Raw genomic sequence first — 20,509 nt, forward strand, 5'->3', positions numbered from 1 at the left:
GTCAGAGGCTCCTCATCATGCGCCACAGCACCAGGCAGCCGACCACCTGCAGGGCGAAGGCGAGCAGCAACATCATCTGGCCGCTGCTGTCTTGCCACAGGGTCAGCAGGTACTGCGGGTTGGCCATCAGGAAGTAGCCGACCATGCACAGCGGCAAGGCGCCGAGGATCATCGCTGTGATGCGCGTTTCGCCGGTCATCGCCTTGAGCTGGCGGCTGCCTTGTTCGCGCTCGCGGATCAGCTTGATCAGGTTCTCCATCAGCTCACTGGTGTTGCCGCCGTAGCGCTGGTTGATGCGCAGCCCCATGGCGAACAGACGCAACTCATCCTGGTTGTAGAGCTCGGCCAGTTCGTTGACCGCATCGTCCAGCGGTACGCCCAGCTGCACGCTGCGCCGTACCCGGGTCATGGTCGAGCGCAGCGGCTCGCGCGAGCCGTCGATACCACCGAGTAGCGCATCATTGAGGGTTCGCCCGGCCTTGAGGCTGCGCACGCTGTAGTCCAGCAGTGCGGGCAGTTGCGCGACAAGCTGCTGCACACGCCGCCGGCATAGCCAGCTGAGGGTGAAATAGCCGAGCAGCGGCAGGCTCACCAGCACCATCAGCCCGGCCACCCACCCGGCGCCCAGCAGCGCCACCAGCGCCAGGCCCAGCCAGGCCAGCAGCCAGCGCTGCGGTTGCCAGTCGGTGGCGCCAAGCCCGGCCCGTTGCAAGAGCGGCTCGAGCCAGTCGCGCCGTGCGTTGGCGCTGCGGGCCAACTCAAAGGCCCGCCCCAGGCGCTGGAGAATGCGCTGTTCGCTGCGCTTGTACAGGCCCAGGCGAAACAGCATCAGGGAGACGCCCAGCAACAGGGGCGCCAGCGCCAGCAGCAAGGGGCCGGTCATTGCACACCTTCATGGCGCAGTTTGCTCCCCGCAGGGTTCGGCGCCTCCCGTAGAAACACGTCGCCACCGCGGCGGTCGAGGCGGAACAGTGTGCTGGTCACGTACACGTCATCACGCACGCCGACCACTTCCAGGATTTCACTGACGCAGCGGCGCCCGTCGGGCAGGCGCGCCAGCTGGATCACCACGTCCAGTGCCGCGCAGATCATCTGCCGCAAGGTCTTCTCGGCGATTTGCCGCCCGCTCAGGCCAACCAGGGTTTCCAGGCGCAGCAAGGCGTCCTGCGCGGTGTTGGCGTGCACCGTACTCATCGAGCCATCGTGGCCGGTGTTCATCGCCGTGAGTACATCCAGCACCTCGGTACCGCGGATTTCACCGAGGATGATACGGTCCGGGCGCATGCGCAGGGCATTGCGGATCAGCTCGCTGGCCTTGATCTCGCCATGCCCCTCGGCATTTGGCGGGCGGGTTTCCAGGCGTACCACGTGGGGATGGTGCAGTTGCAGTTCGGCGACGTCTTCGATGGTCACCAGGCGCTCGCGTGGGGCGATCATCTGGCTGAGGATGTTCAGCAGGGTGGTCTTGCCGGTGCCGGTGCCGCCGCTGACCAGGATGTTGCAGCGCCGGCCCACGGCGCGTTCGAGGAAGTCGAAGATAGGTTGGTCGATGGCACGGGTGGCGAGCAGGTCGGCGCTTTTGAGCATGTCCTGGCGGAATTTGCGGATCGACAGGCATGGGCCGTCCAAGGCCACCGGTGGAATGATCGCATTGACCCGGCTGCCGTCGGGCAGGCGCGCGTCGACCATCGGCGACGATTCATCCAGGCGCCTTCCGAGCGGTGCGAGGATGCGCTGCATGACGCGCTCGACGTGGTGGGCATCGATGAAACGCAGGTCAGTCTGTTGCAGTTGCCCGCCGCGCTCGACGAACACCCTGTGCGGTCCGTTGACCAGGATTTCGGTGACACTGGCATCACGCAGCAGCACCTCCAGCGGCCCGAACCCGGTCAGCTCATCGACCAGTTCTTCGGCCAGGCGCTCCATTTCATAGCGTGACATCGCCAGGCGCAGGCGGGCTACGTAATCGCCCACCTGCTCCAGGACAAATTGCGTCAGTGCCGGGCGCGCGCCTTCGAGCAGGTTGCGGCCGCTGTCTTCGATGGCATCGATGGCAAAACGGTGCAGTGCACGCTTGAGCGCATACGGGTCGCCCGAGGCATGGTGAGGGCCGCCGAAGGGTTGGTCGCCGTTCATTTGCTACCCCATAGCCGGCGCAGCCAGGTAAAGGCCGGTGGCGCAAGGTTCTCCGAGCGCTGCGCCAAGCGCTCACCCAGGCCGCGCAGGGCCTGGGTCAGGTTTTCCCGCGGTGCCAGCTCGAACAGGCTCAGGCCCTGGTTTTTCACGTTCAGCCGTACTTCGGGGCTGTCAGGCATGACTTTGAGCAGGGGCAGGCCGTAGCGCTTGGCCAGGCTCTCGGCATCCGGCGCGACATTGCTCAGGTAGCGGTCGACCAGCAGGCTGGCATGCTCCAGTTTGATGCCATGATCGCGCCACAGCTCCAGCACTTCGAGGTTGCGCCGGCAGTCGAGGATGTTCTGGTCGGTATAGATGATGAGCTTGTCGCAATGGCTGATGATGGTGCGCAGGGCCTCGCTGTCGGCATGCCCGGTCAGGTTCACGACGATGTGCTGAAAGTGCTGGCGCAGTGCGCTGAGCAGCATGTACAGCTCGGCGGCACTGGTCTTGCGCAGAGATTCGTCATCTTCGGCGAAGGTCAGCAGGCGCAGGCCTTTCTTGTCGCGGGTGAAAGCGCTGTCGATCAGGGTGGTGTCGAGCCGGCGCAGGTGGCGCAGGGCATCGCCGAAGTAAAACGACGCCTCCAGCCCCAGTAGCGCCAGGCTGTCGCCACGTGGCATGCCCAGGTCCAGCAGCAGGGTCTGTTGGCCGCTTTCCTGGACCACCCGCGCCAGATGCGTGGTCAGCAGCGCACCGTCGGCACCGGTCTGCACGCCGTACAGCACGGTCAGGCCGCCCAGGCTGGGGTTGTTGGTGACGGTGGGCATGCGTTTGCCCAGGCGCCGGACCAGCCCGGCCACTTCACTGGCCCGCGATCCGTAGGCGACGAAATCGCGGGCGCCGGCACGCATGGCGTGCAGCACCAGCTGATTGTCCATGCCATCACCCAGGGCGACGATCGCAAGCAGCGGCTTGGCCTCGAGCACGCCTTCGATCAGTGCGCACTGGTTGACCAGTTGCTCACGGTCCAGGCCGATGAACACCAAGGTGCTGAACGTCGCATTGATCAGCGCCAGCAGCTCGTCGAGGCTGCCGCCACTGGCACCGATCACCTGGCCTTGGGGTGCCAGCGCGCTCTGCAGCCACTGCAGGTCTTCTTCGTTGCGGGTGATGCCCAAAAAGGTCTGGTTGAGGCTCTCGTTCATCGTGATAACCCGCTTTGGCCATCGAAGTTGCCGTTTTCCATGAAGAACAGCCGGCCCCAGCTGGGGTCGTAGGTGCGCAACCCTTCACCGGGCAGTTCCGGCAGGCGGGCATTGGCCGCCAGCGGTTGAACCAGATGCGGGGTGACGATCATCAGTAACTCGGTTTCCTCACGTACCAGGGCCGATTGCCGGAAGAACGCGCCAAGGATCGGCAGGTTGCCCAGCCCGGGGAGCTTGTCCACCGCCGAACGGGTGTTGTTGCCGACCAGGCCGCTGATGATGAAACTCTCGCCATCGGCCAGGGAAATGCTGGTATCGGTGCGCCGTATGCTCAGCCCCGGTACGCTCGTGCCGGCAATGGTCACCGCGTTGGTGTAATCCAGCTCGCTGACCTCAGGCGCTACCTTCAGGGTGATGCGGTCGCGGCTGATCACGGTCGGCGTCAGGGCCAGGCGCACACCGAACTCCTTGTACTCGATCGAGACGTTGTCGCTGCCGGCGCTGGGTACCGGGATCGGTATCTCGCCACCGGCCAGAAAGCTTGCCGTCAGGCCGCTGAGCACGGTGAGGCTGGGGCGCGCCAGGGTGTAGGCGAAGCCGCTGTTCTCCAGTGCATTGATGGCTGCCAGGAAACGGCTGCTGCCGCCGCCCCAGACAATGTTGAACACGCCGTCGTCGAGCGGGATCTGCGGCGAGGTGACAGGCACGGCGCCCGGCGTCACCGATGTGCCTGGCACGGTGCCCGGCGACCCGATCAGGCTGTTGTTCGAGCCGCTGAAGAACAGGCGGGCGCCGGCTTCCTTGTACTTGGTGCGGCGCACCTCGACGAAGCGGATATCGGCCTGCACCTGGCTCGGCAACGCCGGATCCAGCGACGGTGGCAGGCCCGTTTCGGCCATGGCGGCGCTGGCCTGGCCGTTGACGAACAGCATGGCCCGGTGTGGCGCGGGGGCGCAGGCCGTCCACAGCATGAGCGTGGTATTGCCCTGGCCCACGGCGGTCACCAGTACGGCGCGGTCACCGCTGGGTTGCACATCGGCAACGTTGGGGTCGCCGACGGCAGCCCGGGTGATCGCCAGCGGCAAGCGCAATTCTTGCTGCAGGCCTTGATCGATTTCGATCACTGAAGGCAGTTGGGCAAAGGCTTCGCAGCCTTTGCTGGCGCCATCGGCGTTCGGCAACAGCGCCATCATGAGCAAGGCCAGGCATGTGTGGCTGGCGAACCGTTTTGCACTGCAACGCTCGGAACTGCGCATACTGCATCCTTGCCTTGTCAGGGGGTCTTGTTGGCGTCCGCGGCCTGTGCGCCACGGATGATCTGCATGCTCGCAACGGCTGCAGCGGTTGAGGCGGTTTTGGCCAACGGGGCCTGAGAAAGCTGGCTGAACCGATAGAGTTCGCGGTTGATGGTTTCTGCCTGAGGCTTGCTATCCGCTTCGGCCCAGTAGCGGGCCAGCCGCTGCTCGGCGGCGCTGCGCACGGCCAGGCGCAGGGTGCCTACCTGGGCTGCCAGCATCAGGCGGCTGGCCAAGGCTTCAGGAACGGCCAGCACCACGGTGTGGGTGCTGGCCGGGTTGCTTGGGCGCGCCTGTTCGCGTCGGGCCTTGAGTTCCTCGGCGGTCAGTGCCGGGCGGCCGTCATTGGTAACGCCCATCTGTTCGCCGACGCTCAGCACGCGCAGGGCCGGCAACACCACCTGGGCGGAGGATTGTGGGTTGTTGGCCTCTTCGCGCAGGTACAGCAGCACGTCGACAAAATCACCTGGGTACAGTTGCCCGGCTGCGCCGACCACTTCGTCCACGCCGACCGCCACGGCCCGTTCGTGGGCACGGATCATCCGTGCCAGCGGTCCGCCAGGCTGGAAGCTCGATTCGTCCAGCCAGCTACCTGCCGCCAGTGGCCTGGCGCTGCTGCGTCCGATCACCTGGTCTACGTGCTGGAAGGCCCCGTCAGGCACCACCTGCAAGCGCTCGAGCAGCACGTCGTCTGCAGTCAGAGGCGTATTGGCCGGCAGCGCCTTGCGCAGCACGACGATAGGGAAGCGCTGGGGCTCGGGCGGTTTTGGGGTGGGCGCGGCAACCACGGCTGCCGGCTGTTCGGCGACAGGGGCGACTGGCTGGGGTGGTGCAGCAGGGCGGCTGAGCACCACGCCCCAATAGCCTGCCAGCAGTGCGCCGATCAGGAAAAGTGCAGCCAGAATCATGGTCAAGCGACTGCTCATGTCTGGCCTCCGTGCACATGGTCGGGTGGTGGCAAAAAGTTACTATTTCGCTATTGCACGGTAGCCCACCCATCGCCATTCGCCATTAGACGCAGGCGTTTTTTTCACGCCCGAATGTAAAACCAATTAAAACAATCAGTTGATGAAATCGACGGCTTTAATGCTTTTGGATTATCACCTGTTAACTAATGCTTTTTTATATTTGCGGACGGCGCCAGCTTGGCAATCCTTTGATGGCAAACAGGCGTCACTTTGACACCATTGTCGCCGGCGATGTCGCCGCAAGGAGCTGGTCATGTTGCTGAAACAGGTCATCCTTCACTGCAAACAATTCCTGCGTCGCAAAGACGGCGCTTCGGGCATCGAGTACGCGGTCATCGCGGCAATGGTGGCGGTAGTGCTGGCGGGTTTCGTCACGCCCATCTCGACCCAGATCACGGCGATGTTCACCGCGATCCAGGGAGCTCTTTAATCCCTAACCCAATGATGTTCAACGCCTCACCGGGCCAGGTGTCCAGGAGCCGCACATGCAGAACTCGCCCTCGCGTCAGCAGATTCTTCTGGTCGATGACGAGCAAGAGCATCTACTTGAGTTGGCCGAACTCCTCGAGAGCGAGGGGTACTACTGCCATACGGCAGGCTCGGTGAAAGCCGCACTGCAACTGCTCACCCAGTATCCGGACGTTGCCTTGGTCATCACTGATCTGCGCATGCCGGAGGAAAGCGGCATCGATTTGATCCAGCGCTTGCGCGACCATACGGCCCGCCAGCATTTGCCGGTGATCGTCATGTCGGGCCACGCCGGTGCAGACGACCTCAGCGACCTGCTGCGCCTGCAGGTGCTGGATTTCTTCCGCAAGCCCATCTATTACGCACGGTTGCTGGAGACACTGGACAACCTGTTTCCGCAACCGTTGTTGCAGGTTGCCAAGTACTGACTCCACGCAGCGAAAGCAGAAACGAAAACGCCCGGCACATGGCCGGGCGTTCTGGTTACTGGCAAGGATCAGGCGTCTGGGTCATTGAGCTCCAGTACACCGCGCTTGCTGCGCAGCTTGCCGTAGAAATGATCCAGCGCATTGTTCAGCTTGCTGGCTGCCCCATCCACGGCCTGGTCCAGCGAAGCGGCGGTATGGGTCACGGAAATCGGTTGATGGCCTTTGGGGCGAGCCTCCATCTGGCAGCGTTTGTCATGCGGCCCGGGCTTGGCGCCGTTCTCGTCGCGCAGGTGCACCTCGATGCGGGTGAGGTCCTCCTCGTAACGTTCGAGCGTGGTTTGCAGCGTACTGCGGACCCACTCGTTGAGACGGATGTTGCCTTCGATATGGTTGCTGCTGTTGACCTGGATTTGCATGATTCAATCCTTATTCAGCTTGCTCGCATGGAGGCGTGCCTAGGCCCTTGAGGCCCTTGGTAATTCTTCGCCTCTTGACTCTAAGGTCAGGCAACCGAAGCCTGAATTCAAGCCCTTCGTGAAAATAAATGTTCTGTTGCAATTGGCATCGCAAAGGCAACTGGGCTGCCCTTGACGAGCGAAGGCCTGCTCAAAACCCTGTGGCCTTTCAGACTTTGCTTATGCGAATTGAAATCATTACTATTGCGACCCCAACGTTTCCCGGACCACCGCCATGAAGCGCAATGCCGCCGGACTGCCCCTGAGTTACCGCCTGGCCGTGACCTCACGCTGCCTGGCTGCGGTGCTGGGCGGATACCTGCTGGCGTCCATGGCCAGCGTCTGCATCACCCTGCTGGCGCCGTTGCCGCAAGTCGACGCGGCCATGACCGGCATGATGTTGTCGTTCGTCTTCTACCTGCTGGCCTTCATCTGGTGTTTCGCCTGTCGCAGCGCCGCGCTTGCCTGGCTGGGCGTGTTGCTGCCGAGCCTGCTGCTGGCGCTGATCAGCGGGTTCGCCTACTGGCTGAGAAACCCATGAAGGACGGTTTCCGCCAGGCGATGGCCTGGTTGCACACCTGGACCGGGCTTATTTTCGGCTGGCTGCTATTCGCTATCTTCCTGACCGGCACGCTGTCGTATTTCAAGGAAGAGATCAGCCACTGGACACAGCCTGAAGTCCGCCGCCACGCACTCGACCCGGTGGCGAGCCTGGGCCTGGCTCAGCGCTACCTGGAGGCCAACGCGGCACATTCGGGCAACTGGATGATCCGCTTGCCCAGCGAGCGCAAAGCCGCGTTGAGCGTCGGTTGGCGTGACCCAGATGGCGGGCGCCGTGGCTTTGTCAGCAAGCAACTCGACGCCCAGACCGGGCAGCCCGTAGAGGCCCGCGACAGCCGCGGCGGCGAATTCTTCTACCGCTTCCACTTCCAACTGCAGATGCCCCACCCCTGGGGGCGCTGGCTGGCGACCTTCTGCGCCTTCATCATGTTGCTCGGCCTTGTCACCGGGATCATCACCCACAAGAAGATCTTCAAGGAGTTCTTCACCTTCCGCCCCGGCAAAGGCCAGCGCTCGTGGCTGGACGGGCATAACGCCATCGGCGTGCTGGTGTTGCCGTTCCACCTGATGATCAGTTACAGCAGCCTGGTGATCTTCATGTACATGGTGATGCCGGCCAGCATCATGGCCAGCTATGGGGGCAATACCAACGGCTATTTCAACGACCTGTTCGGCCGTGAGGACGTGCCCAAGGTGGCCAACGTCGCTGCGCCACTGGTGCCGTTGGCCAGCTTGTATGCCAAGGTTCAGACGCAGGCCCCCGGAGCCCGCATGGGGTACATCCAGGTCCACAACCCGGGCGACCGCAACGCTCGCGTGAGCTTCGCCCAGGCTTCGGCCGACAGCATCGCCTACAAGCGCAGCGCCAACTGGATGTTCGACGGCAGCACGGGCGAACTGCTGAGCCAAGGGGCACCGGAAAGCGCTGCAATGATGACCTCGTTCAGTTTCGTCGGCCTGCACATGGGCAACTTCGCCGGGCCCTGGTTGCGCTGGCTGTACTTCGTGTTCGGGGTGGCCGGTACTGCGGTGATCGGCACGGGCCTGGTGATGTGGCTTGGCAAGCGCCAGCTCAAGCATGCCAAGCGCGAACGCATGCCCGCCGAGCTGCGCCTGGTCGAGGTGCTCAACATTGCCAGCATCAGTGGCCTGCTGCTCGCGGTGGCCGGCTTTTTCTGGGCCAACCGCTTGCTGCCTGCCGCGCTGCAAGGCCGGGCGGACTGGGAGGTGAACACGTTCTTCGTGGTCTGGCTGTTGTCGCTGGTACATGCCGTGCTGCGTCCCGGGCGTCGCGCCTGGGCCGAGCAGTTGGGGCTTGGGGCGCTGGCCTTTGCCCTGCTGCCGTTGCTCAATGCACTGACCACCGGCCAGGGCCTGAACCATAGCCTGGCCGCTGGCGACTGGGCCATGGCCGGGCTGGACCTCACGGCACTGGGCACCGGTCTGTTCCTGGCCTGGGCCGCAGGCAAGATGCTACGTGCCCCGAAGGCTGTGGCCAAGCGTGAGCCCCGGGTGGCCAAGGCAACGGCTGAAACGGTCGAGGTGAACGGATGCTGAGCGTCGCCCTGATCGGTTTCGCCGGCTTCGCTGCCTTGTGCCTGGCGATGGAAAGGCACTTCAACGACCTGCTCGGGCGCAAGCCTGCTGCTGGCCAGTTGCGTGGCCTGCGCGTGGCGGGTTGGTCGTTGCTGCTGGCATCGCTGGCGCTGTCAGTGCACCTGCGTGGGTGGGCGCATGGCGTGGTGGAGTGGGTCGCTGTGTCGATGGCCGGGGTGACCCTGTGGGTCTTCGCCTTGCCTTACCAGCCGCGCGTGCTGCTGGGGCTGGCGGCGATCAGCCTGATAGTGGGCCCGCTATTGATCCTGTCTGGCGGATGATGCCTTGATCGAGCCTGACAGCGACGGCACTCGCGCGCGTTTCGTGCAGGTCTTCATGGCCCAGCGCGCACGCATGGAAGCCTTGGTCAGCCGTCGAGTGGGCTGCCGCGCCACGGCATCGGACCTGGTCCAGGAGCTGTTCTTGCGCTTTTGGCGGCGCCCCGAGGTCAAGGTAGAGGCGCTGGACACCTACCTGCTGCGCTGCGCCGGGAATCTGGCCATCGACCACCTGCGCAGTGAAGGCAGCCGCGAGCGTATCGCCGAAGCGTCGCTGCCCCTGGATGACTGCCTGGCCCAGGCACCGGAGCAGGCCCTGGAGGTCAACCATGACCTGCAGCGCATCGAAGCGGCGCTGCGCGCATTGCCTGAGCGCACCCGGCAGATCTTTTTGCTCAACCGTATACACGGCTGCACATATGGCGAGATCGCAAAGGCCATGCAGCTGTCCCAGAGTGCCGTGGAAAAGCATATGATGCGCGCCCTCCAAGCGTGCAAGGCCAGTGTTGCCGAGCCCGCGCCCCCGATCCCCAGGCCAGGGAGCGCCCGTCGATGAACCGTTCAGACTTGACCACTGCTGACCCGTCGCAAGCAGCGCTGCGTTGGCTGGCCACGATCAACGAGCAGCCTGAGGTTGCGCAGAGTGTGGCGTTCAAGCGCTGGTTGCTGGCCGACCCCAGGCACCGTGAAGCCTATGCCCAGGCCCAGGCGCTGTGGCACAAGACTGCGGCACCGGCGGCACGCCTGGCCGAGGAAGAACACGCAGACCTGCAGCGATACCTGGATGCCATGGCCAAGGCGCCTGTCCCGGCGCGCTGGCGCCGCGCCCGCGCCCTGGCTATGGCGGCATGCCTGGTGCTGGCCGTGGGTGTTGCGGGGGGCTGGCACCCGGGGTACTGGCTGCAGGACCTGCAGGCCGATTTCAGCAGCACGGACGCCATCCGTCAGGTGACGCTGGCTGACCAGTCGCAGGTGACGCTGGACGCGGGCAGTGCCATTGCTGTCGATTTCCAGCACGGGCAGCGCCAGGTGCGGCTGTTGCATGGCGCTGCATTCTTCAAGGTCACGCACACCGGTGAGCCCTTCGTGGTACAGGCGGCGGGGGGCCAGGTGCGGGTGCTGGGCACGGAGTTCGAAGTGCGGGAGCAGGCCGAGGGTGCACAGGTCACGGTGCGCAACGGTCGAGTGGCGGTCACGCCGGCTCAAGGGCAAGCCGCCCGTGAGCTGACGGCCAACCAGCAACTGGCCTATGCCCGAGGCCTGGCGGGTGAGACTGCGCGTGTGGACAGCGACAGCCGTCTGGCCTGGCGCCAAGGCTGGGTCAACTACTACCAGGCGCCCTTGGCGCAGGTGATCGAAGACCTGGGGCGCTATTACCCGGGGCGGATCGTGCTGCTCGACAACGAGTTGGGGCAGCGCAAGGTCAGCGGCAGTTTCCCGGTGCGCGAGCCACTGGCGGCGCTGGACTCGCTGGGCAAGGTGATGGGGTTCTCGCGGCAGACGCTTCTCGGCCGGTTGACGGTCATCCGGCAAGTGTCGGTAGCGGGAAAATAATTTTCAAAAGCGGGTGAGGTAACAGGACGTGACGTCCGTGTAATGAGTGGAAGTGCGATTCATTCGCAGTCATTACCCTCTCACAGGTCAGCGTCCATGAAGTTCACCCACCGTTGCGTCCCCCTCTGGCTTGGTCTTTCTGCGCTTTCTGCCCTGGCTGCTGCCCCTGGTATCTCCGCCGCCGAACAGCTCGAACTGCACAGGTTCGCCCAGCCGAGCCAGCCCTTGCCCCTGGCGCTCAGTGCCTTCAGCCGCGCCACCGGCCAGAGCGTGGTCTACACCTTGGAACTGCCTGCCGTGCAGGCACCGGCCCTGCAGGGTACGTTCAGTGCCGAACAGGCGCTGCAGCAGTTGCTGGGCAACGCTGGCCTGACGTGGCGCCGGGTCGACGCCCGCACGCTGACGCTCGAACCTGTGGACACCTCCGGTGCGCTCAACCTGCAGGCCACCACGGTGACCTCGCAGATGGACACCTACAGCTACCAGCCGCCGGCCAGCGCCTCGATCATGCGTGGCCAGGGCCCGTCCCAGGATATCCCCCAAGCCATCAACGTGGTCCCGGCCCAGGTCATTCGCGACCAGGCCCCGCGCAACCTGGATGATGCCCTGGCGAACGTCAGCGGCATCACCCAGGGCAACAATTTCGGTGGCACCTCCGACACGGTGATGAAGCGCGGCTTCGGCGACAACCGCGACGGCTCGATCATGCGCGACGGCATGCCCGTGGTGCAGGGGCGTAGCCTCAATGCGAGCACCGAACGGGTCGAGGTACTCAAGGGGCCGGCCTCGCTGCTTTATGGCATCCAGGACCCGGGCGGGGTGATCAACGTGGTCAGCAAGCGCCCGCAATTGCAGCAGTACAACGCCCTGAACGTGCGCGGCTCGACCTACGGCAGCGGCAAGAATGGCAGCGGCGGCGGTTTCGACAGCACCGGGGCACTGGGCGAGAGCAACTTCGCCTACCGCTTGATCGTCGACCATGAAGACGAGGATTACTGGCGTAACTATGGCGTGCACCGCGAATCGCTGGTGGCGCCGTCGCTGGCCTGGCTTGGCGAGGACACCCAGGTGGTGCTGGCCTACGAGCACCGTGAATTTCTCTACCCGTTCGACCGGGGCACCGCCTTCGGCAGCAACGGTCACCCGCTGGACATTCCGGCCACGCGCCGCCTGGATGAACCCTTCAACGACATGGAAGGCCGCTCCGACCTGTATCGCCTGGAGGTCGATCACCAGTTGGCCGACGATTGGAAGCTGCACGTTGGCTACAGCTTCAACCGCGAGACTTACGACGCCAGCCAGGTGCGCGTGACCGGTGTCAACGAAACCAAGGGCACGCTCACACGCAGCATCGATGGCACCCACAACGCCATGAGTCGCGACCAGTTCGCCACCCTCAGCCTCACTGGCAACCTGGAGCTGGCCGGTATGCAGCATGATCTGCTGATGGGCATCGATCACGAAGACCGCAAGGTCTTTCGCGGCGACCTGATTCGGCAGAGCGCGCAGTCCTCCTTCAGCTATGTGAACCCGGTCTACGGCCAGGAAGTGGAGGGGAGCACGGTGCGCGCCAGCGACAGTGACCAGACCGACAAGCTGCGCACCGACGCGCTGTTCCTGCAGGACGCAGTGCACCTGGATGAGCACTGGATACTGGTGGCCGGCGCACGCTTTCAGCAGTACGACCAATACGCTGGCCGCGGCCGGCCGTTCAAGGCCAATACCGACACCCGTGGCCAGGCCTGGGTACCGCATGCGGGCATCGTCTACAAGGTCGATGAACAGTTGTCGTTCTATGGCAGTTACAGCGAGTCGTTCAAGCCCAACTCCAGCATTGCCCCGCTGACCGGCGGCGTGGTGCTGGATTCGTCGATTGCGCCCGAAGAGGGCAAATCGTGGGAGCTGGGGGCCAAGCTCGACATGCCCGGCAGCCTGACCGGCACCCTGGCGCTGTTCGACATCACCAAACGCAACGTGCTGGTCGCCAACTTCGACAGCGGTACCGGCGATACGGTCTACAGCAATGCGGGCGAGGTCAGTTCCAGAGGCGTGGAGCTCGACCTCACCGGGCAGCTCAGTGAGCGTTGGAGCCTGATCGGCAGTTATGCCTACTCCGACGCCAAGGTGACCAAGGACCCAGACCTCGAGGGTAACCGCCTGCAGAACGTGGCCAGGCACAGTGGCTCGTTGTCGGCGGTGTACGACTTCGGCAGCCTGTTCGGCGGCGACCGTTTGCGTTTCGGTGCCGGAGCCCGTTATGTCGGCGAGCGCCCGGGCAACTCGACCAATACCTTCGACTTGCCCAGCTACACCGTGGCCGATGCCTTCGCCACCTATGAGACCAAGCTGGACGAGCACAACGTGCGCCTGCAGTTGAACGTGAAGAACCTGTTCGACAAGGTGTACTACAGCTCGGCGGTCAACCAGTACTTCGTCGCCATAGGGGATGCACGCCAGGTGAGCCTGTCGAGTACGTTTGAGTTCTAGTGGCTGAAGGCGGCGCGATAATCGCCAGGTGTCGCGCCGACTGCCTGGCGAAAGCGATTGCTGAAATGGCTGGCACTGGCAAACCCGCACAGCAACGCAACGTCTCCCAACGGCAACTGCCCCAGGCGCAGCAGCTGGCAGGCCCGATACAAACGGCGGGCCAGCAGATACTGGTGCGGTGGCACGCCGAAGCTGGTGCGAAACATGCGTGCGAAGTGATACTCGGAGAGGTTGCAACGCACGGCCAACTCACCGAGGGTGATGGGCTGATCCAGGTGTGCCTCGATGTAGTCCACCAGTTGCCGGCGCAGGTTCGGTGCCAACCCGCCTTTGAGGCGTAACCCCTGGCGCGGCCCCACCTGGCTGAGCACGGCGTGATCGACGATCTCGTGTGCCAGGCTGCTGGCCAGCAAGCGCTCGCCTGGCTCCTCCCAGGCCAGGCTGATCAACTGGCGAAAACGCATGGACTGCCGTGGGTCGTCGAGAAACGTCGCTTCCTGCAGTTGCATCTCCCGCGGTTCCCGGTCGAGCAGGCGCACGCAGCCCAGGGCGAACTGCACCTCGCTGATGTACAGGTGCGCCAGGCGCAGTTGCCCATTGACCACCCAGTTGGACTCGTGGCCGGCCGGCATGATGCACAGTTTGCCCGGCGCCCCTTTGGCGGCGGGGCGTTGGCGGCGAAAGGTGCCCGTGCCGTGGGCGATGTAGCACGACAGCGTGTGGTGACTGGGCGCCTGGTAGTCGCGGGCGTCGTCACGGTTGCTCCACAGTGCCGCAGCCAGCCCATCGCCCAGGTGCGCGCTCAGTTCCAGCCTGGCGTGGGGCGAGGCATGCATGGCGTTGAATACGTGCAGCTGGTTCAGTGGGGTCATGGGCGATTCCTCTGTTGCCATCGTACTGCCGATGCGCCGAGGTGGCAGCTCCCTGGGCGTTGAAAAGCGCAAGTTTGTGCAAGCGCACAGCACTGGCCGAAGCGAACACTGATGGCTCTGGCGAGGGCTGCGCCCTCGATCGCCGGGAGGCAGCGCTCACAGGTGCCGCTTTCAAGTACGCAGCCGAACCTGTGGAGGCCGACCTGCCGGCGATGGGCCGCATGGTGCCCCCGCTATGAAGGTCGTATGCCTAAGGAACCGCCATGAACCTTTCCCTGTACCTGCTCACCGTCCTGATCTGGGGTACCACCTGGCTCGCGCTGAAACTGCAATTGGGCGAAGTCGCCATCCCGGTGTCGATCGTCTACCGCTTTGCCTTGGCTGGCCTGATCCTGTTCGCCATCCTGCTGTTTACCCGCCGCCTGCAGCCGATGAATCGGCGCGGTCACCTGTTGTGTCTGGCGCAGGGCGTGTGCCTGTTCTGCGTCAATTTCATGTGTTTCCTCACCGCCAGCCAGTGGATCGCCAGTGGCCTGATCGCCGTGGTGTTCTCCACTGCCACATTGTGGAATGCGCTGAACGCACGGATCTTCTTCGGGCAGAGGGTCGCCAGCAACGTACTCGCTGGCGGCGCGCTTGGCCTTTTGGGGTTGGGCCTGCTGTTCTGGCCGGAGTTGTCGCACCATGCGGCAAGCCGCGAAACGCTTTATGGCCTCGGCCTGGCCTTGCTCGGTACGCTGTGTTTCTCGGCAGGCAACATGTTGTCGAGCATGCAGCAGAAAGCCGGCCTCAAGCCCATGACCACCAATGCGTGGGGGATGGTCTATGGCGCCGCTTTGTTGTCCGTGTATTGCCTGATCAGCGGTATTCCCTTTGCGATGGAGTGGAACACGCGCTATGTCGGCTCGCTGCTGTATCTGGTGATACCGGGTTCGGTGATCGGCTTCACCGCCTACCTGACGTTGGTCGGGCGCATGGGCCCGGAGCGGGCGGCATATTGCACGGTGCTGTTCCCGCTGGTGGCGCTGAATGTGTCGGCGTTTGCCGAAGGCTATCAATGGACAGCCCCTGCGTTGCTCGGGATGGTCGCGGTGATGGCGGGTAACGTGCTGGTGTTTCGCAAGCCAAGGCCCGTGGCTGCTGGCGTGTTGCATGTTGGCGGGGGCATTGGCAACTGTCAGAAATGACAGGTGCGCGTATTTGCAGCATGGCTAAGACTAGGCCGCAAATCGCTGGGGAAACCAATGCCGTCCTCCTTCAGAACACTGTCCTCTACACAGCTTTGGCTGACGTGTTCAGCAGCGTTGCTGTTGCATATCGTCCCGCTGCTGATGGCCGACATGTCAGTGCTGGACGATTACGCGCGCCAATACCTGGCACGCAATGACTGGGTGCAAGACGGTCGGCCGCTGGCCGCCTTGCTCAATGCCGTACTGAGTTTCGGCCCCGCTGCTGTGAACCTTTACCCATTGCCGTTGCTGCTTGCCGTGCTGATTACCGCACACGCGCTGGCCAACCTGGTGCAGCACTGGTTCACGCTACCGACGGTGAGTGCCGTGCTGGTGGTGTTGCCGTTGTGGATGCAGCCGTTCTTCCTGCAGAACCTTTCCTATCAATATGATGGGGCGTCGATGGCCTTGTCGCTGGCGTGTAGCGTCTGGGCGATCACCCTTGGCTGCCAATGGTCGAAACCATGGCTCGGCGGCACGTTGCTGGTGGCCGCCAGCGCTGCGCTCTACCAACCCGGCCTGAACGTATTCGCGGGTTTGTGTTGCCTGGAAATCATGCGCTTGGTCATGAACGGCAGCCGGTTTGCAATGGTTTGCAAGGTTGCAGCGGTGCGCTTGGGGCAGTTGCTGGTTGGCGTGGGGCTTTTCTATGTGTCCTGCGCCTGGATGGTGCGCAGTGGGCGTACGGCGCTGCTTGCTATCGACGGGCTGTGGCTGACTGAAATGTCCCAGCGCCTTGCGGCTACGGTGGACGTTGTCAGCGTGTTGGTCACACCTTGGGTGTTCTGGGGTGCCCTCGGTTTGTGCCTGTTGGCGGCATTCTCATTGGGCCGCAAGCTGCAAGCACTGTGGCGTCGTCCCTACGCCTTGAGCGAGCGGCTGGGGTTGGTCGCGGCATTACTGTTACCGGTTGCCCTGATACTGCTATGCATTCCAGGCCTCATTCTGTTCCTGGAGCACTTCGACCCCACCGCGCGGGTACTGATGGGCCTGGGTGCCGCGCTGACCATGTTGCTTTACGTGGTGCACGACGCCTTGGCAGCGGTGCCCCGTGTGCGCCTGGTCGTTCTGGCCACCTCGATCGTGTTCATGCTCTCCATGGCCTTTGCGTACGGCCGGGTGCTGATGCTGCAGAAGGCCTTGCACCAAGCAGTCGCCCAGTCCGTTGCCCATGACCTCTCGTCCCAGCCGGAGCTGGCCGCAGCCAGGCATTACTACCTGCTCGGCTATTGGCAGTCCAGGCTTTGGGTGCCTGCTGCCAAAGGTACCTTGGCGCATATGCCAGCGATCGAAGTCATCGATGCGAACCGGTATGTGATGCTGCCAGAAATGCTCCCGCGGGTGGGTATCGACGACCCTCGCACGTTCTACCAGTCGCCGCCGCTGACCCGTCGGGAGGTACTGGCCCGCAGTCCCTCGCCACGGGTCGTGAGCAGGTTCTATGACATCCATTTGGTGGGTGATGCCGCTTATGTGCTGATCAAGCTGCCGCAGGCAACCGGACAGGAGCACTGACCATGGGTCGTTTCGCTCGCTATGGCCTGGTTGGCATCGGTAACACCGCCTTGCACGGGTTGGTGTTCTGGGGGGCGCTGGCGCTGGGGTTGAATCAGGGGCAGAGCAACCTGCTGGCCTTCGCCGTGGCGGCAACGGTGTCCTATCACATCAATGCCCGCTTTACCTTTGCCGTCAGGCCAGCGGGGTCGCACTACCTGGTGTTCATGGCCGGCATGGGTGGCATCAGCCTAGTGCTCGGGGCCATCGCCGATTGGGCGCAGTTGTCGCCCTGGTTGACCGTGCTTACGTTTTCAGCCATCAGCCTGATCGTCGGCTACAGCTACTCGCACGCGGTGGTTTTCAAGCGGAGGGAGGCATGAACATTACCCTGGTCGCGCCCCTGTACAACGAGCAGGACACCCTTGAACGCTTTTATCATGCGGTACGCAGCGAGCCGACGCTGCAGGGGGTGACGGTCGAGATCCTGCTGGTCAACGATGGCAGCAGCGATGCCAGCGAGCAGATTTGCACCGAGTTGGCGGCGCGCGATGAATGGGTCACGGTGGTCAACTTCTCGCGCAATTTCGGCAAGGAGTCCGCCCTGTTCGCGGGCCTCGAATACGCCAATGGCGATGCCGTGGTGCCGATCGACGTCGACCTGCAGGACCCTGTAGAGCTGATCGCACAGATGATCGAGCTGTGGCAGCAGGGGGCCGACGTCGTGCTGGCCAAGCGCCGTAGCCGTGCGACCGACACCCGGCTCAAGCGTTGGACTGCACGCCTGTATTACCGCTTGCACAACCGCATCGCCTCGACCCGGATCGAGGAAAACGTCGGTGATTTTCGCCTGTTGGACCGCAAGGTGGTGGCCGCCATCCGCCAGTTGCCGGAGCAGCAGTTGTTCATGAAAGGTGTGTTGTCCTGGGTGGGTTTTCGTACCGAAATCGTCGAGTACGACCGGCCCGAACGTACGGCGGGTACTAGCAAATTCAGCTTCTGGCGGCTATGGAACCTGGCCCTGGATGGCATTACCTCGTTCAGCACGGTGCCTTTGCGGCTATGGAGTTACGTGGGAGGAGGGGTATCGCTGTCGGCGTTCGTGTTTGCGATGTACATGGTGATCGACAAAATGCTGTTCGGAAACGATGTGCCGGGCTATCCGTCGTTGATGACGGCAGTGCTGTTCCTGGGCGGGGTGCAGTTGATCGGTATCGGAATATTGGGCGAATACATAGGGCGGATCTACCAGGAGACCAAGCATCGGCCCCGGTACGTGGTGCGCAAGGTACTGAGGCGGCACAGGCAACCCATGTGAAGGTTGCCTGTGCTGGCCTCTTCGCGGCGAATACGCGTTGTCAGCCCTTCCACACCTGTGGATTCACCAAATCCCGCGGCCGCTCGCCCAGCAGCGCAGCGCGCAGGTTGTCCATTGCCCGGTTGGCCATGGCCTCACGGGTTTCGGCGGTGGCCGAACCGATGTGCGGCAGCGTCAGGGCATTGGGCAGTTTGAACAGCGGCGACTCGCTCAGCGGCTCCTTTTCGTAGACATCCAGGCCCGCGCCGCGAATGGTGCCGTTTTGCAGCGCCTCGACCAGCGCTGCTTCGTCGACCACCGGGCCACGGGCGATGTTGATCAGGAAGGCGCTCGGCTTCATCAGCTTCAGCTCGCGAGCGCCGATCAGCTTGCGGGTGGCGTCGGACAGCGGCACCACGATGCAGACGAAATCGGATTCTGCCAGCAGTTGCTCAAGGCTGCGGTATTGGGCCCCGAGCTCCTGCTCCAGTGCTGGTTTGCGGCTGTTGCCGGCATACAGCACCGGCATGTTGAAGCCGAAGCGGCCACGGCGGGCGACGGCCGCGCCGATGTTGCCCAGGCCGACGATGCCCAGCGTCTTGCCGTGCACGTCGCTGCCGAAGTGCGCTGGGCCGACGGTGGCCTGCCATTGGCCGGCCTTGGTCCAGGCGTCCAGTTCGGCCGTGCGCCGTGCGCAGCCCATGATCAGCGAGAAGCCCAGGTCGGCGGTGCTTTCGGTCAGCACGTCAGGCGTGTTGGTCAGGGCGATGCCGCGCTCGTTGAAGTAGTCGACGTCGTAGTTGTCGTAGCCCACCGACACGCTGGACACCACTTCCAGTTTGGCGGCCCCTTCGAGTTGCGCGCGGCCGAGCTTGCGACCGGCGCCGATCAGGCCGTGGGCTTCGGGCAAGGCTTCATTGAACTGGGCACTGATGTCGCCGAGCTTGGGGTTGGGCACGATCACGTTGAAATCTTGCTGCAGGCGCTCGGCCATGGCCGGGGTTATGCGGCTGAAGGCCAGGACGGTCTTTTTCATCGGGCTACTTCCGGGCAAAAGGTAGAAGCTACAAGTTGCAAGCTACAAGCTGCAAGAGAAAGCAGCGCGTGCACGGCTCTGCTGTTGCTTGCAGCTTGCAGCTTGCAGCTGCTTCAGTTCGCGATGAGCAACTCGTGGGTTTTCAGGTCCGCTTCGTGGGCTGCGAGAATCTCAGGCAGGGAATTGCGCAGGTACTCCACCCAGGTCTTGATTTTCGCATCCAGATACTGGCGCGACGGGTAGATCGCATACAGGTTCAGCTCCTGCAGCCTGTAGTCCGGCATCACCCGCACCAGGCTGCCATCCCGCAAACCCTCGATGGCCGAATAGATCGGCAGCACGCCCATGCCCATGCCGCTGCGAATCGCGGTTTTCATCGCGTCGGCAGAATTGACCTGGAACGGCGAACTGGTGATGTTGACCAGCTCCTGGCCCTCCGGGCCGTCGAACAACCACTTTTCCAGCGGGATCACCGGGCTGACCATGCGCAGGCAGGCATGCTGCAGCAGGTCGACCGGCTTGTGCGCGAAGCCGTGCCTGGCCACATAGTCGGGCGAGGCGCAGACGATGCTGTAGGTAATGCCCAGACGCTGCGACACGAAGCCCGAGTCCGGCAGCTCGGTGGCCAGCACGATGGACACGTCATAGCCTTCGTCGAGCAGGTCGGGCACGCGGTTGGCCATGGTCAGGTCGAACGTCACGTCCGGGTGCGACTCGCGGTAGCGGGCGATGGCATCGACCACGAAGTGCTGGCCGACCCCGGTCATCGAGTGCACCTTCAATTGCCCGGCAGGGCGGGCATGCGCATCGCTCGCCTCGGCTTCGGCCTCTTCGACATAGGTCAGGATCTGTTCACAGCGCATCAGGTAACGCTTGCCCGCCTCGGTCAGGGCGATGCGCCGCGTGGTTCGGTTCAGCAGCCGGGTTTGCAGATGGGCTTCCAGGTTGGAGACCGCCCGCGACACGTTCGCGGTGGTCGTATCCAGTTGCGCCGCAGCAGCCGTGAAACTGCCAAGCTGGGCTACGCAACTGAAAGCACGCATGTTTTGCAGGGTGTCCATGGGTCACTCTCAAGGTAGAGGGCAAATTGTGTCACGAAGTAAGTTGCATGTGCCTTCGACCAAAGCCGGATTATCGCTGTTTTGGTAACAAAGATTCGCAGGAATCC

Annotated in this window: 21 protein-coding genes; 12 read left to right on the plus strand and 9 right to left on the minus strand. The window is 63.6% G+C overall.

Annotated features, from left to right (window positions below; translation table 11 throughout):
* Position 1 precedes the first annotated feature (1 nt).
* From ACIPZC_RS20745 to cpaB, 5 genes are read right to left on the minus strand one after another with little or no spacing between them, the layout of a single operon-like run.
* On the minus strand, positions 2-883 hold the full coding sequence (locus tag ACIPZC_RS20745; RefSeq protein ID WP_400629236.1) for a type II secretion system F family protein: 882 nt from the start codon (positions 881-883) through the stop codon (positions 2-4).
* Entirely contained in the window at positions 880-2,136 is a 1,257-nt protein-coding gene (locus ACIPZC_RS20750; RefSeq protein WP_267821012.1) for a CpaF family protein, read from the minus strand. Before ACIPZC_RS20750 ends, ACIPZC_RS20745 begins: the two co-directional genes overlap by 4 nt.
* A complete protein-coding gene (locus tag ACIPZC_RS20755; RefSeq protein ID WP_400629238.1) occupies positions 2,133-3,323 on the minus strand; it encodes a pilus assembly protein in 1,191 nt (396 codons plus the stop codon). The genes ACIPZC_RS20750 and ACIPZC_RS20755 overlap by 4 nt, the downstream gene beginning before the upstream one ends.
* Positions 3,320-4,579, minus strand: a complete 1,260-nt coding sequence (locus ACIPZC_RS20760; protein ID WP_400629240.1) for a type II and III secretion system protein family protein — start codon at positions 4,577-4,579, stop codon at positions 3,320-3,322. The genes ACIPZC_RS20755 and ACIPZC_RS20760 overlap by 4 nt, the downstream gene beginning before the upstream one ends.
* Positions 4,580-4,596: 17 nt before the next feature.
* Positions 4,597-5,544 (minus strand): Flp pilus assembly protein CpaB, encoded by a 948-nt coding sequence (gene cpaB / locus ACIPZC_RS20765; protein ID WP_400629242.1) that lies wholly within the window; start codon positions 5,542-5,544, stop codon positions 4,597-4,599.
* Positions 5,545-5,839: 295 nt separating this feature from the next.
* Between cpaB and ACIPZC_RS20770 the strand changes: the two genes are divergently transcribed.
* Entirely contained in the window at positions 5,840-6,016 is a 177-nt protein-coding gene (locus ACIPZC_RS20770) for a Flp family type IVb pilin (RefSeq protein ID WP_241806583.1), read from the plus strand.
* Positions 6,017-6,071: 55 nt separating this feature from the next.
* Positions 6,072-6,482: a response regulator gene (locus ACIPZC_RS20775; RefSeq protein WP_267821020.1), complete on the plus strand. Its 411-nt coding sequence runs from the start codon at positions 6,072-6,074 to the stop codon at positions 6,480-6,482.
* Positions 6,483-6,550: 68 nt separating this feature from the next.
* On the opposite strand, the gene ACIPZC_RS20780 is transcribed toward ACIPZC_RS20775, so the two are convergent.
* Positions 6,551-6,898 carry an HPF/RaiA family ribosome-associated protein gene (locus tag ACIPZC_RS20780; RefSeq protein WP_241806585.1) on the minus strand — a complete coding sequence of 116 codons (348 nt, stop codon included), beginning with the start codon at positions 6,896-6,898 and terminating at the stop codon, positions 6,551-6,553.
* Positions 6,899-7,172: 274 nt separating this feature from the next.
* On the opposite strand from ACIPZC_RS20780, the gene ACIPZC_RS20785 reads away from it, so the two are divergent.
* The 6 genes from ACIPZC_RS20785 (at position 7,173) to ACIPZC_RS20810 (ending at position 13,413) form a co-directional block, all read left to right on the plus strand.
* The gene (locus tag ACIPZC_RS20785) at positions 7,173-7,478 is read left to right on the plus strand and encodes a DUF3649 domain-containing protein (protein ID WP_241806586.1); all 306 of its coding nucleotides are present in this window, start codon (positions 7,173-7,175) and stop codon (positions 7,476-7,478) included.
* Positions 7,475-9,055 (plus strand): PepSY-associated TM helix domain-containing protein, encoded by a 1,581-nt coding sequence (locus tag ACIPZC_RS20790; RefSeq protein ID WP_400629245.1) that lies wholly within the window; start codon positions 7,475-7,477, stop codon positions 9,053-9,055. The genes ACIPZC_RS20785 and ACIPZC_RS20790 overlap by 4 nt, the downstream gene beginning before the upstream one ends.
* A complete protein-coding gene (locus ACIPZC_RS20795) occupies positions 9,049-9,375 on the plus strand; it encodes a DUF3325 domain-containing protein (RefSeq protein WP_400629247.1) in 327 nt (108 codons plus the stop codon). The genes ACIPZC_RS20790 and ACIPZC_RS20795 overlap by 7 nt, the downstream gene beginning before the upstream one ends.
* A 55-nt stretch (positions 9,376-9,430) precedes the next feature.
* Positions 9,431-9,928 carry an RNA polymerase sigma factor gene (locus ACIPZC_RS20800; protein WP_400629311.1) on the plus strand — a complete coding sequence of 166 codons (498 nt, stop codon included), beginning with the start codon at positions 9,431-9,433 and terminating at the stop codon, positions 9,926-9,928.
* Positions 9,925-10,926 (plus strand): FecR family protein, encoded by a 1,002-nt coding sequence (locus ACIPZC_RS20805; RefSeq protein WP_400629249.1) that lies wholly within the window; start codon positions 9,925-9,927, stop codon positions 10,924-10,926. The genes ACIPZC_RS20800 and ACIPZC_RS20805 overlap by 4 nt, the downstream gene beginning before the upstream one ends.
* Before the next feature lie 96 nt (positions 10,927-11,022).
* Complete coding sequence (locus ACIPZC_RS20810; RefSeq protein ID WP_400629251.1) at positions 11,023-13,413, plus strand: TonB-dependent siderophore receptor; 2,391 nt, start codon at positions 11,023-11,025, stop codon at positions 13,411-13,413.
* Here ACIPZC_RS20810 and ACIPZC_RS20815 read toward each other — a convergent pair.
* Positions 13,410-14,285: a helix-turn-helix domain-containing protein gene (locus tag ACIPZC_RS20815; RefSeq protein WP_400629253.1), complete on the minus strand. Its 876-nt coding sequence runs from the start codon at positions 14,283-14,285 to the stop codon at positions 13,410-13,412. The genes ACIPZC_RS20810 and ACIPZC_RS20815 overlap by 4 nt on opposite strands.
* Before the next feature lie 263 nt (positions 14,286-14,548).
* On the opposite strand from ACIPZC_RS20815, the gene ACIPZC_RS20820 reads away from it, so the two are divergent.
* From ACIPZC_RS20820 to ACIPZC_RS20835, 4 genes are all read left to right on the plus strand, one after another.
* Positions 14,549-15,472, plus strand: a complete 924-nt coding sequence (locus ACIPZC_RS20820) for a DMT family transporter (RefSeq protein ID WP_400629255.1) — start codon at positions 14,549-14,551, stop codon at positions 15,470-15,472.
* Between the two features lie 123 nt (positions 15,473-15,595).
* Complete coding sequence (locus tag ACIPZC_RS20825) at positions 15,596-17,029, plus strand: glucosyltransferase domain-containing protein (RefSeq protein WP_400629257.1); 1,434 nt, start codon at positions 15,596-15,598, stop codon at positions 17,027-17,029.
* Positions 17,030-17,031: 2 nt separating this feature from the next.
* Positions 17,032-17,391: a GtrA family protein gene (locus tag ACIPZC_RS20830; protein WP_400629259.1), complete on the plus strand. Its 360-nt coding sequence runs from the start codon at positions 17,032-17,034 to the stop codon at positions 17,389-17,391.
* The gene (locus ACIPZC_RS20835) at positions 17,388-18,326 is read left to right on the plus strand and encodes a glycosyltransferase family 2 protein (RefSeq protein ID WP_400629261.1); all 939 of its coding nucleotides are present in this window, start codon (positions 17,388-17,390) and stop codon (positions 18,324-18,326) included. Before ACIPZC_RS20830 ends, ACIPZC_RS20835 begins: the two co-directional genes overlap by 4 nt.
* A gap of 40 nt (positions 18,327-18,366) precedes the next feature.
* Here the strand turns inward: ACIPZC_RS20835 and ACIPZC_RS20840 are convergent, their stop codons facing one another.
* Together ACIPZC_RS20840 and ACIPZC_RS20845 are read right to left on the minus strand one after the other, a co-directional pair.
* On the minus strand, positions 18,367-19,341 hold the full coding sequence (locus ACIPZC_RS20840) for a D-glycerate dehydrogenase (RefSeq protein WP_241806596.1): 975 nt from the start codon (positions 19,339-19,341) through the stop codon (positions 18,367-18,369).
* A gap of 113 nt (positions 19,342-19,454) precedes the next feature.
* Positions 19,455-20,402: a LysR family transcriptional regulator gene (locus tag ACIPZC_RS20845; RefSeq protein WP_241806597.1), complete on the minus strand. Its 948-nt coding sequence runs from the start codon at positions 20,400-20,402 to the stop codon at positions 19,455-19,457.
* Positions 20,403-20,509 lie beyond the last annotated feature (107 nt).

Source organism: Pseudomonas sp. NPDC089743, assembly GCF_044748785.1.
GTDB classification, from domain to species: Bacteria; Pseudomonadota; Gammaproteobacteria; order Pseudomonadales; family Pseudomonadaceae; genus Aquipseudomonas; species Aquipseudomonas putida_X.